Annotated in this window: 23 protein-coding genes; 15 read left to right on the forward strand and 8 right to left on the reverse strand. The window is 37.5% G+C overall.

Going from position 1 to position 15,431, the window contains the following annotated elements:
* Window positions 1–163 precede the first annotated feature (163 nt).
* The 3 genes from ACZ43I_RS12350 (at window position 164) to ACZ43I_RS12360 (ending at window position 3,179) form a co-directional block, all read left to right on the forward strand.
* Window positions 164–994 (forward strand): ParA family protein, encoded by an 831-nt coding sequence (locus tag ACZ43I_RS12350; protein WP_344701895.1) that lies wholly within the window; start codon window positions 164–166, stop codon window positions 992–994.
* 15 nt (window positions 995–1,009) lie between these two features.
* The gene (locus ACZ43I_RS12355; protein ID WP_344701893.1) at window positions 1,010–1,321 is read left to right on the forward strand and encodes a hypothetical protein; all 312 of its coding nucleotides are present in this window, start codon (window positions 1,010–1,012) and stop codon (window positions 1,319–1,321) included.
* A gap of 382 nt (window positions 1,322–1,703) precedes the next feature.
* Window positions 1,704–3,179: a primase C-terminal domain-containing protein gene (locus tag ACZ43I_RS12360; protein ID WP_344701891.1), complete on the forward strand. Its 1,476-nt coding sequence runs from the start codon at window positions 1,704–1,706 to the stop codon at window positions 3,177–3,179.
* 201 nt (window positions 3,180–3,380) lie between these two features.
* Here the strand turns inward: ACZ43I_RS12360 and ACZ43I_RS12365 are convergent, their stop codons facing one another.
* A complete protein-coding gene (locus ACZ43I_RS12365; RefSeq protein WP_344701889.1) occupies window positions 3,381–3,809 on the reverse strand; it encodes a ribbon-helix-helix domain-containing protein in 429 nt (142 codons plus the stop codon).
* Between the two features lie 197 nt (window positions 3,810–4,006).
* Between ACZ43I_RS12365 and ACZ43I_RS12370 the strand changes: the two genes are divergently transcribed.
* Both ACZ43I_RS12370 and relB read left to right on the forward strand, forming a co-directional pair.
* A complete protein-coding gene (locus ACZ43I_RS12370; protein ID WP_344701887.1) occupies window positions 4,007–4,435 on the forward strand; it encodes a hypothetical protein in 429 nt (142 codons plus the stop codon).
* Between the two features lie 94 nt (window positions 4,436–4,529).
* Window positions 4,530–4,754 (forward strand): type II toxin-antitoxin system RelB family antitoxin, encoded by a 225-nt coding sequence (gene relB / locus ACZ43I_RS12375; RefSeq protein ID WP_344701885.1) that lies wholly within the window; start codon window positions 4,530–4,532, stop codon window positions 4,752–4,754.
* A gap of 100 nt (window positions 4,755–4,854) precedes the next feature.
* Here the strand turns inward: relB and ACZ43I_RS12380 are convergent, their stop codons facing one another.
* The 3 genes from ACZ43I_RS12380 to ACZ43I_RS12390 all read right to left on the reverse strand — a co-directional run bounded on the left by ACZ43I_RS12380 (window position 4,855) and on the right by ACZ43I_RS12390 (window position 5,726).
* Window positions 4,855–5,151 (reverse strand): type II toxin-antitoxin system RelE family toxin, encoded by a 297-nt coding sequence (locus ACZ43I_RS12380; RefSeq protein WP_344701884.1) that lies wholly within the window; start codon window positions 5,149–5,151, stop codon window positions 4,855–4,857.
* A gap of 3 nt (window positions 5,152–5,154) precedes the next feature.
* The gene (locus ACZ43I_RS12385) at window positions 5,155–5,466 is read right to left on the reverse strand and encodes a hypothetical protein (RefSeq protein ID WP_239416358.1); all 312 of its coding nucleotides are present in this window, start codon (window positions 5,464–5,466) and stop codon (window positions 5,155–5,157) included.
* 143 nt (window positions 5,467–5,609) lie between these two features.
* The gene (locus tag ACZ43I_RS12390) at window positions 5,610–5,726 is read right to left on the reverse strand and encodes a hypothetical protein (RefSeq protein ID WP_464761771.1); all 117 of its coding nucleotides are present in this window, start codon (window positions 5,724–5,726) and stop codon (window positions 5,610–5,612) included.
* Here ACZ43I_RS12390 and ACZ43I_RS12395 point away from each other — a divergent pair.
* From ACZ43I_RS12395 to arsB, 4 genes are all read left to right on the forward strand, one after another.
* Window positions 5,674–5,841, forward strand: coding sequence for a hypothetical protein (locus ACZ43I_RS12395; protein ID WP_239416362.1), 168 nt, complete (start codon window positions 5,674–5,676; stop codon window positions 5,839–5,841). The genes ACZ43I_RS12390 and ACZ43I_RS12395 overlap by 53 nt on opposite strands.
* Before the next feature lie 198 nt (window positions 5,842–6,039).
* Window positions 6,040–6,243, forward strand: a complete 204-nt coding sequence (locus ACZ43I_RS12400) for a hypothetical protein (RefSeq protein ID WP_344701879.1) — start codon at window positions 6,040–6,042, stop codon at window positions 6,241–6,243.
* A gap of 1 nt (window position 6,244) precedes the next feature.
* Window positions 6,245–6,925, forward strand: coding sequence for a uracil-DNA glycosylase (locus ACZ43I_RS12405; protein ID WP_344701877.1), 681 nt, complete (start codon window positions 6,245–6,247; stop codon window positions 6,923–6,925).
* 69 nt (window positions 6,926–6,994) lie between these two features.
* Window positions 6,995–8,263: an arsenite efflux transporter membrane subunit ArsB gene (arsB, locus tag ACZ43I_RS12410; protein WP_344701907.1), complete on the forward strand. Its 1,269-nt coding sequence runs from the start codon at window positions 6,995–6,997 to the stop codon at window positions 8,261–8,263.
* A gap of 66 nt (window positions 8,264–8,329) precedes the next feature.
* On the opposite strand, the gene ACZ43I_RS12415 is transcribed toward arsB, so the two are convergent.
* The 3 genes from ACZ43I_RS12415 to ACZ43I_RS12425 all read right to left on the reverse strand — a co-directional run bounded on the left by ACZ43I_RS12415 (window position 8,330) and on the right by ACZ43I_RS12425 (window position 9,774).
* Entirely contained in the window at window positions 8,330–8,446 is a 117-nt protein-coding gene (locus ACZ43I_RS12415) for a hypothetical protein (RefSeq protein ID WP_046790824.1), read from the reverse strand.
* 33 nt (window positions 8,447–8,479) lie between these two features.
* Window positions 8,480–9,364 (reverse strand): permease, encoded by an 885-nt coding sequence (locus ACZ43I_RS12420; RefSeq protein WP_344701853.1) that lies wholly within the window; start codon window positions 9,362–9,364, stop codon window positions 8,480–8,482.
* 89 nt (window positions 9,365–9,453) lie between these two features.
* The gene (locus ACZ43I_RS12425) at window positions 9,454–9,774 is read right to left on the reverse strand and encodes an ArsR/SmtB family transcription factor (protein WP_020006652.1); all 321 of its coding nucleotides are present in this window, start codon (window positions 9,772–9,774) and stop codon (window positions 9,454–9,456) included.
* Between the two features lie 327 nt (window positions 9,775–10,101).
* Between ACZ43I_RS12425 and ACZ43I_RS12430 the strand changes: the two genes are divergently transcribed.
* The 6 genes from ACZ43I_RS12430 (at window position 10,102) to ACZ43I_RS12455 (ending at window position 14,261) form a co-directional block, all read left to right on the forward strand.
* Complete coding sequence (locus ACZ43I_RS12430; RefSeq protein WP_344701851.1) at window positions 10,102–10,404, forward strand: PadR family transcriptional regulator; 303 nt, start codon at window positions 10,102–10,104, stop codon at window positions 10,402–10,404.
* Window positions 10,401–10,850, forward strand: coding sequence for a hypothetical protein (locus ACZ43I_RS12435; RefSeq protein ID WP_344701849.1), 450 nt, complete (start codon window positions 10,401–10,403; stop codon window positions 10,848–10,850). The genes ACZ43I_RS12430 and ACZ43I_RS12435 overlap by 4 nt, the downstream gene beginning before the upstream one ends.
* A 421-nt stretch (window positions 10,851–11,271) precedes the next feature.
* Entirely contained in the window at window positions 11,272–12,174 is a 903-nt protein-coding gene (locus tag ACZ43I_RS12440) for an IS30 family transposase (RefSeq protein WP_464761770.1), read from the forward strand.
* 248 nt (window positions 12,175–12,422) lie between these two features.
* A complete protein-coding gene (locus tag ACZ43I_RS12445; protein ID WP_344701647.1) occupies window positions 12,423–12,794 on the forward strand; it encodes a GntR family transcriptional regulator in 372 nt (123 codons plus the stop codon).
* 5 nt (window positions 12,795–12,799) lie between these two features.
* Window positions 12,800–13,666, forward strand: a complete 867-nt coding sequence (locus tag ACZ43I_RS12450) for an ABC transporter ATP-binding protein (RefSeq protein WP_344701649.1) — start codon at window positions 12,800–12,802, stop codon at window positions 13,664–13,666.
* Window positions 13,659–14,261 carry an ABC-2 transporter permease gene (locus ACZ43I_RS12455; RefSeq protein WP_425568293.1) on the forward strand — a complete coding sequence of 201 codons (603 nt, stop codon included), beginning with the start codon at window positions 13,659–13,661 and terminating at the stop codon, window positions 14,259–14,261. Before ACZ43I_RS12450 ends, ACZ43I_RS12455 begins: the two co-directional genes overlap by 8 nt.
* A 373-nt stretch (window positions 14,262–14,634) precedes the next feature.
* Here ACZ43I_RS12455 and ACZ43I_RS12460 read toward each other — a convergent pair whose 3' ends face one another.
* The gene (locus ACZ43I_RS12460; protein WP_344701653.1) at window positions 14,635–15,249 is read right to left on the reverse strand and encodes a recombinase family protein; all 615 of its coding nucleotides are present in this window, start codon (window positions 15,247–15,249) and stop codon (window positions 14,635–14,637) included.
* Between the last annotated feature and the right edge of the window lie 182 nt (window positions 15,250–15,431).

The raw sequence follows: 15,431 nt of genomic DNA on the forward strand, positions 1-15,431 counted from the left end.
TTAGCTTAACTCTAAGTCATATTAACTTTATTTAGTCTTTGTACTTTTAATAATTTCAGCAACTCTGAAACTGAGTAGTGAATACCTAAACTATATAATATATTGTATGCAGTATATTATATATGATATGTTGTATATAATATGATACAAAGGAGTGAAGCAGTTGGGGAAGATTATAAGCATCAATAACTTCAAAGGCGGCGTCTCAAAGACATCAACAGCATGTGCTCTCGCATATGTTTTGTCTGAGAAAAAAAGAATGAAGACGCTACTGGTAGACTTCGATCCGCAAGCTGATGCGACGGAGCTTTTAATTCGAACGTATGATAATGCAGAGAAACCAGATGCGCTTAACGATGAAGGCTATAAAACAATATACGAGGGTATCCAAGATGGAGATAGAGTAGGGACAACGCTTCATTTATCTGAGAATCTAGATTTAATACCCAGTGACTTTAATTTAATCGGTTTTCCAGATCACCTAATAAAAAAATACCGCTATAAGGATACCTTTGACAAAGTTAAAGAACTGAGCAACTTCCTAGAAGGAGTCAGGGAGGAGTACGATATTATTTTAATCGATACCCCGCCGACTATATCTGACTTTAGTAACAATGCAATATATGCTTGTGACTATAGCTTAATAGTAATGCAGACTCACAGACGATCTTATCGCTCAGTAGAAAAATTTCTTGTGCATTTGGTAGACTTCCAAGAAACTTACGGGAATGAGTTTGATGTCCTAGGTATTATACCTGTGATGTTTTCGAATAAGACAAAGACAGACACAATTACACTACAAGATGCGATGGAAGATTATAAAGACTATGTATTTAAGCATATAGTGAAAGCGATGGAAAGGGTAAAATACTGGGATGAGTTTGGAATCTCAGAGGAAAGTCATTGGGATAGGATGGCAGTGAATGCATATGCGGGATTGACTAAAGAATTCCTGGAAAGATTAGAACGAATGGAAGAAAAACAAACTCAATAATTGGGAGTGAAATAGATGGGACTGTTAGATGAAACGAAAGCAAAAAGGGAAGGTAAAAAACATGAAAATCCTTTGGCCAATCATAATATTAAAAAAGAAAAACTTCCTGTAACATCTCTTCGTTTGGATGGAGATACTCACGCGAAAATACTAGCCCTTAAAAATGTAGTTGCGAAGCGTAATCTCAACAATATGCAAATTATTACTGAAGCTATTGATAACATGATTGAAGATCTTGATGAGGAAAGTTTGGAGGTTTTCGATAAGTATTATCGTATTAATATTGAAGAAAAAGTCGATGTCTTAAAAAGAAAAGGCCAGTACTAATATCAGCATATTATATATTGCATATTATATATAATATGCAATATGCTTTTTTGATTTTACAAATAACGTCTAGTCTTGTATGCTTATTTTATTAAATCACTACAATAAAACTAAATAAAAAGAGTGTGTTAATAACAAAAAACTCATGATGTGGGGACATCACGAGTTCTCCGGAATCAACGCTTGGGGAAGCATTGAATTCAATTGTTATAATTCGCTCACATATCTCTGTGCATAGAGTGTTTTTGCGAACATTTATATATATTAGGATAGCTATAGAATAGCAAATGTTCGTACATAAATCAAGTTGACGATATGAGTACGTTTATTTACTGTACTTTTATATTGTTGCATTTGAGTAGATTATAGAGGTGTGTGAGTGATGGATGCTTATGTCTATCGCTTTTTTTATTGGAAAGGACTACCTATGCACGATCTATACAAAATCTATTCTCATATCTTAAAAAGAGGAATATCAGATAGAAAAATCAAGAGTAAAGAAATGAACCCTTATGGTAAAGTAGCTGCAGCAAATTCTAAAAATCAGATGATTTACAATCAGGGTTACACGGTGAGCTCAGTAGAGACACTTATGAGTAATAGCAACGTTGTGACTCATTTCACCCCTAATGTTTATTATTGGTTAAGTAGAAAAAATAACACTATTTCTGGTCATGAAGAGAAAAACTTGAAGCAAATAAATACATTCGTAATCGACTTTGATAATTATGATATTGAGTATACCGATATTCTCAATGTAGGACTAAATCTAGAATTAATGCCTACTTTAATTGTGCAAACTGACCAAGGATTTCATGCATATTTCATATTAGAAGAACCAGTTTATGTTACAAAAAATAAAAACTATAAAAGTTTAAATGTAGCTAAAAAAATCTCTCAAAACTTGAGACTGGCCTTCAACGAAGAGATAGAAGGAGTAGATCTTAACTGTAATCATTTTGGCTATTTTAGATGCCCGAATGCGCACAATGTCCTATTCTATCAAAAAGATTTAGAGCATACATTTAAGGACCTCATAGCTTGGTCGAAACGCAAATCAGATGATGCGAGGGAACATCTCAAAGTTGTGGTAGATAACACTTTCAATACTCAGCACAAACAAATTGAAGAAGCTTGGTATCGTAAATTGATCCAGCAGCAAGCTATCCATGGCGGAGAAGACTGTGGGCGTGACAACACTGTCTTTACGTTGTCTTTAGCTAATTATCAATCTGATGTCACATTTGAAAACTGCCTAAATAAGATGCATCAGTTCAATTCAATGCTAGAGAGACCGTTAAAGAATAAAGAGATCGAAAAGACCGTTAAAAGTGCATACTCTGGGAAATATAGAGGCGCTAGTAAAGAGTATATAGAGAGAATAATGAAATCCTGGGTAAATGAACAATATAAGTCAAAAGCCTTTAATCGCTGGTATAAGCATAAAAAATCTCGCCAAGATCGTAAGTATTCGCATGCGTACGAACGAGAAGAAGAGATCATCGAATATATAAATACGCACGCCTCAAATGGGGTAGTGAGGATATCATTGAGAAGTCTTGCAACTGAATTTGACATCTCAGTTACAGCACTCAAAAATGTATTGAAGAAATCTAACAAAATAAAAATAAAAATCGTAGGCAGAGGACGTTACACCGTCACCAAAATTTATACTTTGCAGACGTTAGTTCAACATGCTCAGAAGTTGAAAGCAAGAACACAATTATTTATTAAAGACATAAATGAACTCTTCAGATTAACTCCTAGTAAATACCAAAGAGTTATTGCAAACATCTTAGAAATGAATACAGAAAAGACATCCAAAAGTAGAATCAAGCAGATCAGATTACTGATTTGAAGTTAATGTAACAAACTGCCTGACATTATATGTGTATATGGTTCTTTATTCTCCTGATGGATGTGGTGATTAAAACAGCATAGAGGTATATAGTATCTATTGATCGTTTATTATAGTGATTTGGGGAGTGTTTTTATGGTGAGGGTAAACTTATGATGTGACATACAATATATGATATATCATATATTGTATGTGTGAGGTTTACTTATGGGTGTGGTTGATTTTATTTAGTATGGTATTTAAAGCTTCATTTATAAAGTAATTTTGATTTTCTTTGTTATTATCTGTGAGTTGATCTATTTGTATTTTTAAATCATTCCTTAATGGAAATGTTGTATTTTTATAATTTTCCTCTATTATATTATCATTTTCAACTTTATCTAGGAGATCTTTAATTGCTCGATTAATGAATTGACTTTTATATCCGTATTTTTCTTCAGCTAATTTATCTAGACGATTTATTAGGTCTTTTTCAATGATAAATGTAGGCCGTATATGGGTGTTTTCTAGTTTATTTTCTTTTTGATAAATATAATTAAATTTCTGTTTACTAGATGGGGAATGGGAAGAGTTTTTTTGTGTTCCTTGGTTGAGTTCTTTAAAGATATTTTCTAGTTCTTTTTTTGTCATGTTCTCATCGTTTAAGTAAAATTTAAAAGCGGATTTTTATTAGGGTTTTATGTATTTTTCCTTAGTGAATTATATAATTAAGAATATCTTATTTTAATACTAAAATGAAATATAAGGTTTAATCGGAGGGAATAAAATAGATTTAGAGACTTCTGAATTAGTTACTTAATTCGCTGCTGAGTTAGCGAAAATATCTTATGAGTGGATCCTTTCTAGGATGGAACAAGCGAAACTTTAAAAAAAAGAGTGATGAGCAACAGGAGATTTATCAAGAGATAATTATCAAATTGATGAATGATAAAGCTGAATTGGAACTTATTGCGGGTGAATATAAATCCAGATATGAGAAAGTTAATATTAGTGACGATGATATAGAGTACCTTCAATCTTCACTTGAGAGACTTGAGAGACTTGCAGAGATTCTAAAAAATTATGGTGTTGTTCCTGTAGGGAAAGATGAAGATGTGAGAATGGTTATTGATTTATTTAATAAAGATACATTAAAGACTGCGCAGTTGTTAGGTTTTAATTATAGAGAAGCTATTGGAGAACCTCTCACGGTAGCTTGTGCAAATGTAATCAATAACAAAGTGGGTAATACTAGAACGAACCAGTCAAAAAGGTAGGAAATAATCTTAATTAGAGATGTTTACTGAGATTCTTTTATTGAAAATATAATATCGGACAATATATATGGTCCAACAGAAGGGGTGGATGCAGGTGGGTACGGTTACAGTGCGTTTGAATGCTAAGGAACAGGAAGTGTTTGAAGCCTATGCTGAGCGCCACGGCGTGCTTCTGTCTACGATGATGAAGCATGCGCTCGAAGAACGTATAGAAAATGAATTTGACATCGCAGTTCTTAAATCTTATGAGTCCGATGTTCAAAATGATGGCGTGACGACTTATGACTACGATGAAATGAAGAAAATGCTGGATTTATAGCATGATAATTGGACCGACGTCCTTAACGGGGTGTCGGTCTTTTTTCCCCAGAAAAGAGTGCTTGGTTTATCCTGAAAAAAAAAGACGAGCGTATGCCCGTCTATTCATCTATGATGCGTTTCATTGCATCTTTATATACTTGTGATTTATCGCGTTTACCGATGGCAATGACTTGTATGACTTCCATGCGACCTTCCACTTCACGAAAGACGATACGGAGCCCCTGCTTTTTGAGCTTGATCTTGTTGCATCCCTTGAGTTCGTCCCGGAGTGCCTCTCCTGCTTGCATACCGCGTTCCTTGATGCGCTTTAAGCCTTTCAGAATCAACTGTTTCTGACTGCCGTCGAGTTTTTCATAGTCCGACTTGGCGTATTCTGTGAGTTCTACAATATACATTGATTACTCCCAGCCGTCGTTTTCATCAAGTTCAATGTCATCGAGATTGATGCCTGTGGCTTCTTCAACACTATAGGTTTTGACGTTGGTATCTTTGAGGCGTTCTTTGACGATGAGTTCATCGATGCGGTCATACAGTGCTTCGATTTCGTTATTCATGTTTTCATACTGTTCTTGCGTCAGGACAACCCCTGCGACTTTGTCGCGATTGAAGATATAGACGCCATTATTTCGTTCTTCGGCCTCTTTGAAGATGGTCATCGGGGATTTCTTTACATCGGAGATGCTTTTGAATGGTACATCTAAGGTTTTCATGCTATCCCTCCTCTAATCCATTTAAGTATAGCACGAATAAAAGTTTTTTAAAAGTCTTTATAATATACTTTTAACCAGGGTCTGTCGGTCTTTTTTTTGCCAACAGTCCATTTGCTCGAAGTACCAGATAACTCCAGGACGGATTACTGACCGGCTTCGCCGTCGAGTTGCTCGCGCAATATGCGGGCAACTTTTGGACTCAACACAATGTTGCCACCAGCAAGCACCATATTGTCCTGGGATGACTCCTCAGTAATCATACAGGTCATCATCGTATCCTGCCGCCACGGTGGCGATACGCGCTACACGACAGAAGTCCTCGCCGTCGGTGCTAAGACACCGGAGGAAGCCATAGAGACTGCCAAGCGCAAGTAGAAGAAGCATTACCGCTATGTGTGCCACCGGGTCGAAACCACCCCGGAGACCCGGCTCCTGCAAGGAGAAATTGCATTCCGCATCAAGCGTGACACAAAGGGCGACCGGTTGACCTATCATCCGATGCGTAGAGGCTGACCGCCTAGCAGAAACGAATATATCGAAAAAGTTGTTCTAAATCAGAAAGGAAGAGATACCATGACCGACATCGTCATCCATTACGTCAGCGGAAAAGCTGACCACATCTACGACCTGGCGGGCGTTCGTGCCGCAGCCGACGAATTAATACTGTTTCATAAAGACCCCGATACCGGGGAGATCATCAAAGAGTATATCCGATATGCGTCCATCGCCTCATATTCAGTTACGCACCATGTCTCCATCGAAAGGCGGGTCAGCTAGTATGCTCCAACGCATGCCACAGGACTGGGTACGTGCAATTACGCCCCATATATCCAATCCAAACGCGCTGTCGGCACTAAAATGCGCCGTGGACACGGAATACCAGAACCACACCGTGTTCCCCCAGCGCAGTCTGATTTTTCACGCGTTCCAAAGAACGCCGTATCGAGACGTCAAAGTGGTCATTCTCGGCCAGGACCCTTATCCGACACCGGGACACGCCACGGGGATGGCGTTCTCAGTACCCCAAAACGTCAAAATTGCCCGTTCCCTCTCAAACATCTTCAAAGAGCGACTCAACGATGTCGGGATTCCCGTCAGTTCGTCCGGCAATCTATCGCACTGGGCCGACCAGGGCGTCTTATTGCTCAATACGATCCTGACGGTAAGGTCCGGTGCGGCAAACAGCCACAAGTCAATCGGCTGGCAGCACATCATCGACCCTGTAATCGAAGCGCTGAACCATAAACCCCACCCCATCGTCTATATTCTGTGGGGCGGTCATGCACATGCCTACGAAAAACGGATCGACACGTCCAAGCATATCGTGATCAAAAGCAGTCACCCGAGCCCACTCGGTGCATACAAATCGGGCGCGCCGTTCATCGGGTCGAAATGCTTTTCACGAACAAACGCCGCATTAATCCGTCATGGGCTTACCCCCATCGACTGGTCGAACTGACTAATCGTAAGAAACATACTAAGATTAGTACCACAGGACCCGGCCAGGTCCTGTGGTACTAATCTTAGTATGTTTTTAGTCACACTGATCTTTGTTATATGGCAGCCCAGAAACCTAGATATCGGCATTACTGCCTTGGCGGGGGCATTGCTTGCAATCATCACTGGGGTCGTTTCGTTCGGTGATGTAATCGAAGTCACGGGTATTGTCTGGAATGCGACGTTAACGTTTGTTGCAGTCATTCTTATTTCATTGATCCTTGATGAAATTGGCTTTTTCGAATGGGCTGCAATACATATGGTTAAAGCATCAAACGGAAATGGCTTGAAAATGTTCATATATATCGCACTATTAGGTGCAATCATCGCAGCATTTTTCGCTAACGATGGGGCGGCTTTGATACTAACACCCATTGTGCTTGCCATGGGCAGAAACTTAAAATTAGAAGAAAAAGTTATTTTTCCATTTGTGATCGCCACTGGATTTATTGCAGATACCACATCTCTGCCGTTGGTCGTCAGCAACTTAGTAAATATTGTGTCCGCAGATTACTTCGATATCGGATTTCTAGAGTATTTAAGCCGGATGTTTATCCCGAATATTTTTTCATTAATTGCGAGTATTGTCGTCCTTTGGCTACTATTCAGAAAATCCATTCCCAAAACAATCGACCAAACGCAGTTAAAAACGCCCGAGTCTGCGATAAAAGACAAAAAAATGTTCAATTATTCCTGGGTGGTCCTTTTAATATTACTTGTTGGTTATTTGGTCAGTGAATTTATCAATGTCCCTGTCTCATTCATTGCCGGGGGTATTGCGATTATCTTCTTGATACTGGCCAAACAATCTCACGCTGTAAATACAAAAGCAGTCATCAACGGGGCACCATGGAACATCGTATTGTTCTCAATCGGTATGTATGTTGTCGTCTTTGGATTGAGAAACGTCGGTTTAACCGATGCTCTAGCAAGTGTATTAATGGATATTGGGGAGTATGGGCTGTTTGCTTCAGTAATGGGGATGGGCTTTATTGCCGCAATTTTATCTTCCATCATGAACAATATGCCGACTGTAATGATTAATGCAATTGCCATCGATCATGCGAACATTACAACACTGATCCAAGAAGGTATGATCTATGCCAATGGCATTGGGTCAGACTTAGGACCGAAGATTACACCCATTGGATCTTTAGCCACACTGTTATGGCTCCATGTATTAGCCAGAAAAGATATGAAAATTTCATGGGGCACCTATTTTAAAATCGGCATTATTATCACTCCCCCTGTTTTATTCATTACATTACTCGGTCTCTATCTCACTCTAATAATGTTTTAAATAAGTGAGTGATTTTCCATAAAAGCGTATAGCCCCCGTCGGGCTATACGCTTTTATTACTATGAATTACTTTTGTTTCTTGGGTTCATTTGAATCTTTCTCTGTTTTTTTCTCTTCAATCTCTACTGAGCAACAGCTTTGTTCTTTCGGTTTTAATTTATTAACAAAATCTTTCACACCCATGAGCTCACCTCCTTTGATGGTTGAATATACTTACTAAATGATTAGATTGAAAATCAGACCAGCTCCAATGGCGACTGTTAAGATCGCTGAAATGAAAGCGACTAAAAATTTCTTTTTTAATAGTTTAGACAATAATGCGAGTTCGGGAATGCTGGCTCCTGCGCCTCCGATGATTAAGGCAATGACGGTTCCCATTGCCATCCCCTTGGTCACAAGCGCATCCGCAATAGGAAGCATTGTTTCAGGCCGAATGTACATGGGAATGCCGATTACTGATGCAATGACTATAGAAATAATGCCATCTCCACTTGCATATCGTGTCACGAATGCTTCAGGCACGAAGCCGTATATGAATGCGCCAATAAACACACCGATAAATAAGTAAGGAAGTAATGGATATAAGAAAGACCAGGCATCATTCAACGCTTGCTTTACTTTTGATCCTTGCTTATCAGCGAAAAACCCTTCTCCTTTAATTGTCACACCTTTATAGGCTTCTTCTAAATTAAGCCGGGAAAATATAACACCCACAAGCATACTAAAAAGACTAACAATCAAAAAGTACACCCCAGCCACCTGCCATCCCAATAAAATCCACAACGTAAAAATCATCACTGGATTCATTAACGGTGAAGCAATGAGAAAACTCATTGAGGGGCCAAAAGGGGCTTTTGCGTTCAAGAGACCCGCCAGGATTGGAATGGTTGAGCAGGAACAAAAAGGCGTAATGGCACCAAAGAGCGTCCCTAAAACATAATTGATTCCTTTATTCGGTCCATTCAGTACCCGTCTTATTTTCTCTTCCGACACAACTTGTTGGATCAGGCTGACAACAAAACTGATGATGATAAACAGCACAAGCAATTCAAAAAATAATATTAAAAATGTTTTGATAAATTCCAGTATTGAATCTAACATCAATATAACGCCTCACTTTCATTAAATCAACATTATTTGATATATTAATCAAAAATAGTTGATTTAAACGTTGAAAATAAAGATACTCATTATAAAATTCTGCAACAAGTATCTTCTGATAGCACAACCTGTATCTGTGCCTCATTAATTCTATAATAGTTCCATGTTCCATGTTTTTCTGTTAAAAGAATATTGGCATCCACAAGTTTCTTGAGATGATAAGAAATTTTAGATTGTTTCAAGTCCAACACTGTTTCCAAATCACAGACACACAGATTTTTCTCCGGACTTTTGTTGATTTCTTTTACGATCTTCAAGCGTGTTTTATCTGCCAAAGCATTAAACATATTTTCATAGAATTCGAGTGCTTGATCGTCACTCAATTCATTTATAGCATTCATTAATTTCATTCTAGTCACCTTCTTTAATAAATCAATTTTTTTTTGATATATCAATCATAATACTGGCTACAAAGAAAATCAAGTATAAAAGATATGAGCTTCTATGTTAGCTGGAAGATATATATTCATTAGAATATGATGCAAGATAACATTTAAACTAAGTGCAAAATAACTCCTAAAGTGACACCGATTCCATAGATGTGACAAATCTTCCAATAAACGGTCGTTTTTTAACGAAGCAATATGGCTTGTTTTATTGACTTTCATTTCAATATATTTTATTATTACTTTATACGGTATAACGTTAAACGTAATACTTTGAAAAGGAGTGAGTATATGACAACAAATAAATTCTCAGAACCCACGTTGTTGATTTTGATCAGTCTTGCAGAACAAAATCGTCATGGCTATGCAATCATGGAGGACATTCAAAGTAGTTATGATGTTAAATTAGGACCTGGCACATTATATGGAGCCATTTCGCGTTTAGAAAAGGCAGGGTATATAAGTCCGATTGAATCACAAGATCGTAAAAAACCTTACAAGATGACAACAGAAGGGGAAATATATCTAACAGAACAAATTAAAGAAATTCAAAAGGTAACAAATATAGGTATGAAAAGGCTTGGATTGGTATGAGATGGCTTGTATATTTGTACCCTAAAACTTGGAAAGAACGTTATGGAAATGAGCTAACCGATATATTAAAACAAACAGATACATCGTTCAAAACAATAATTGATTTGCTTATAGGCATTATTGATGCTTGGCATATGGAGTTAAAGGAAAGAAATGCTTACGGTTATCGTATAAGTCAAGTATTGGTGGTAGTTGCCGTCATTAATCTTTTTATTGTTTTGAAATTAAAACCATTAGGGGAGGTCATTGAAGTGGAAATAGCTGCTACGATTGCAGTATTAATTGCTATGGCATCATTGTTTTTGGCTGCTGTTGCATTGGTAGTAAGTATATTTAAATTTGGCAGAGACGGTTTAACCCTCAAACCAAAATTAAGTAAAGCAGCACTTGGTTTAATGGGCAGTTATGCAGTATTTATGGTGACATTTTTGGTATTGATTAATTAGAGTTGTGTCGCAAACAGATGTGATTATTGTATAAACCATTACCTCAAGCTAAGAGATTGCCATTAAAGCAATCTCTTTTTATTTACAAAAACACAAGATAAAGAGGACTAGAATTGTAATCATACTGGTATCCGCCTCATATTTTAAAGTGTCCATCCAAAGCATAATTAAAGTGCTATTTACCCTTTAGCGACTAAAGTCATTCGTCACGTTCCTCTCTTTCAGTTGTTTGTCGTTCGTTTCTTATACTTTTACGGACGATTTTCATTTATAACTAGAAAAATAGTCTTCCGCTCAAACAATTTGTAGATGTATTTTTCTCTCTTAAATTTATGTTTGATTAGAGTAGACACATAAAACGGTCACACATGATACACTCAAAATGGTTTTCCGACAAAAGAAATCATAGGAGTGATCATGCATGACCTACACCCATATTACCACGGATGAATTAGTATTCATAGAAGCCTATTTCCGACACGGAACTACCGTGGCTCAGATTGCGAAACGGCTCGGACGTGCCCGGCAGACTATCCACAATGTCATCACGCATTTCAAGGCCGGGCACACCGCCATCGACTACTATCAGCGCTATAAAGAAAATAAGAAGCGATGTGGTAGAAAACAAAGTGTCTTGCCGACCAGTCAACGGAAGTACATCGAAGAAAAGGTCGCTCAGGGCTGGACACCGGATGTGATCGTCGGCCGGCAGGAGATGCCAATTGACTGCTCGGGTCGCACGCTGTATCGCATGTTCAAACGGGAAACCTTTGATGCGGCCAAGCTGCCAATGCAGGGCAAGCGAAAACCGAATGGCCGTCAGGAACGCCGGGGCAGACAAGCCTTCAGGCGTAATATCTCTGAAAGAGTGGATGACTATCCCACTTTCAATGAAGAGTTCGGCCACCTCGAAGGCGACACCATTGTCGGTGTCCGTCACAAGAGTGCGGTCATCACGCTGGTTGAGCGTCTGTCAAAAGCCATCATCACATTAAAACCCAAAGGCAGAACCGCACTGGATATTGAGTCTGCCATTAATACATGGTGTCAAAAGATGCCTAAAAACCTATTCAAATCCATCACCTTCGATTGTGGCAAGGAGTTCTCCAACTGGCAGTCGATGAGCAATCGAAATGATCTATCCATCTACTTTGCCGATCCGGGCACACCATCACAGCGGGGATTAAACGAACATTCCAATGGCTTGCTCAGAAGGGATGGCCTGCCTAAAGATATGGATTTCAACACGGTCGACCAAGCTTTTATCTCATCGGTTGCCGCCAGAAGAAACCATATCCCAAGAAAATCATTGAACTTAAGATAATATGCAAAATCGATGCCTCCTAAGTTATTAATATATAGCAACCTATTTGAAATAAAGACTTCAGACGGTTCACCTTTTTCTTATAAAACCCCGTTATTGGCCAATATATTCGCCAGTAATGGGGTTTTATAAAATTCTAAATTTTTTTCTGGAAATTTGATTTATAGGGTAGAAAAGAAGGAAAAAGTATACTATGATAATTGTATACATTGTATAGTAACAATATAATTAAAAGGGAGGGTTAAAATTTGAAAATATTTTTATCGAACACTTCCAAAGAACCCTTCTATACTCAAATATATGTACAAGTAAAATCTTTGATACTGACAGGTGATTTGACTGAGGGCCAATCATTGCCTTCGATGAGGAAATTAGCAAAAGAATTGGGTGTTAGCGTAATTACTGCAAAACGTGCATATGAGGAGCTGGAAAAAGAAGGCTATACTTATTCGATTGTTGGCAAGGGATCGTTTGTAGCTGAACAAAATCTCTCAATAATTAAAGAGAGGAAAATGAAGGCTGTAGAAGAACAAATGCATGACGTCATAGCAAACAGTAAAGAGATTGGAATCAGTTTGGAGGAATTACAGGAAATGCTGAACATATTCTACAAGGAGTGATTATATTGGAAACAATAATTAAATTAAAAAATGTAAACAAAAAATTTAAAGATTTTTCTTTAGAAAACTTGAGCCTGGACATTAATAAAGGCTATATTACTGGGCTCATAGGCTCTAATGGTTCAGGGAAGTCATCTACGATACGAATCATGATGGATTTGATGAGACCCGATTCAGGGGATTTAGAAATTTTCGGACTGAATTATGAAGAACATGAGAAAGAAATTAAGGGTCGAATCGGCTTTGTTTATGACAGCAATATCTACTATGAAGGATTGAATCTTTCAGATATCCAGAGGATAGTCGGTCCGGCCTATCGTAATTGGAATAAGGGCACTTATTTCAATTATCTTAAAAAGTTCAATCTGCCTAAGAATAAACCGATAAAAACATTTTCTAAAGGAATGCAGATGAAAGCCTCCCTCGCTATTGCACTTTCACATGATGCAGAGCTGTTAATTATGGATGAACCTACTGCAGGTTTAGATCCTGTCTTCAGACGGGAGCTGCTGAATATCCTGCAGGATATTCTGATTGAAGAAAATCGGACGATTTTCTTCTCTACTCATATCACATCAGATTTAGAGAAAATTGCAGATTATGTGGCTTTTATAAAAGACGGACGAGTCATATTCAATCACTCTATAAATGATTTACAAGAAAAATTTTCCTTGGTAAAAGGTGAACTAGAGCTGTTGGATAGAGATACTTCTAAAGCGTTCGTCCATATCAACCAGTCAAGTGATACTTTTGAAGCGATGACTGATGATGTTGAAAAAATTCGACGGATTTTTGGAGATACCGTGATTATAGATAAAATATCTTTAGAAGAAATCATGTACTTTTTCAATGGAGATGACAATGATGATTAATTTAATAAGAAGAGATTTGATATTACAGAAGAAACTTTTATGGTTATACATACCATTTATACTATTCTTTGTACTCATGTGGTCTTCACCGTTTTTGATATTTACATTAGCAGCTTTATATATACCATTTAACGCTTTTGCTTATGATGAAAAAGTAGAGTCGGATAAATTACTGAATTCTCTTCCTTATACAAGGCTGGAAATAATTACTTCAAGATATCTCGGTGCAATACTTTATACCATTGTTTCCATCATTCTAGTGAGTGGTTCCCTGCTTTTATTCAACAAACCATTTGCTATGTCGGATATTTTAATAGGATCATCCTTATTTCTTTTGTTAGCTGCATTTACGTTTCCATTATTTCAAATCTTTAAGCAGGGTAATATCACATCTATAATTTTATTAGTTTTTATTGTAAGTACTGTATTACTCAGTAATTCTTCTGAGTTAATGAGTACTTATGGAATTACCTTATCAAATAGTGATGGTGTTCTCAGTTGGCTAGTACCCATAGTTCTTATGATGGCAGTTCTAATCATTTATACAGTATCTTGGTTAACCACATATACTATCTACAATAAAAAAGATTTCTGAATTGGGGAGTGATTTTAATGTTGAAGAAAATACTCAGTGTGGTAATTCTTGTTGCAGTAACGTTAATCATACTTTTTTTAATGGACCTGAGTGGTCTCAACACTCAAGGTACAGATAATTTTCTCGGTAATCTGGATAACCTGGGAATAACATTTATTAACTACCATGCAGATCAAATATATAACATTCTTGCCAGTTTAATTATCATACTCTTTTTCTTGTATCTGATATTCACACTACTTTTTGGTGCAAGAAAAAGTAGTAACTAGCTATAAACTTGTTAATTGCTGTGTGACTTTTGTTTTTACTTTGCACCTATTTTAAAAGCTATTTTGCGCTATATATATATAAAGAGATTGGAACAAAATCACTTTTATGTTCCAACCTCTTTAAGTTCCACCCGTTTAACCAGTTTATAGAACGTTGTTTTTTTAACATTCGCTTGCTGCATCGCCTGTGTTGCTGTAATCTCACCTTTTTTCCATTCATCATACGCAACCATGAATGTCTCTGTAATCTGGACTTTTGGACGACCAAAAACCTTTCCTTGATTCTTTGCTGCATCGATCCCTTCACTTTGTCGTTTGCGAATGCGTTCCCGTTCATCTTGTGCGATCCAAGAAAGTATCTGTAAAACCAGGTCGGCGATAAAGGTGCCCATGCTGTCTTTATATTGGGTTGTATCCAGTAGGGGCATGTCCATCACAATAATATCAGCGTGAAGCTCTTTCGTGATGGCATTCCATTCTTCCACAATTTCTTCTTTATTCCGTCCAAAGCGATCAAGTGAATGGATATACAACACATCTCCAGGTCGAAGAATCCGTTTGAGCAGTTGGTATTGGGAACGTTGGAAATCCTTACCACTACCTTTATCCATAAAAATATCGCGTTCATGGATGCCTTTTTCTTTCATTGCAACAACTTGACGCTGCTCATTTTGATCTTTACTGCTGACACGGATGTATCCATATTTTCGATTTTCCATAGAACACATCTTCTCCCTTTTCCTTAATCTCTCTTTTTTCATTTTACCAGAAAATCGTTCGCTAACGTATATGTAACATAATGAACGTTCACTAAGTATTTTAACATGTTTGTGAACGATTGATTCTATATGTTTAAGGATATTTTTAGGGCGTTCGTTAATGTGTACTTTTAAGAACGAAT

The organism is Salinicoccus jeotgali (genome assembly GCF_055379195.1).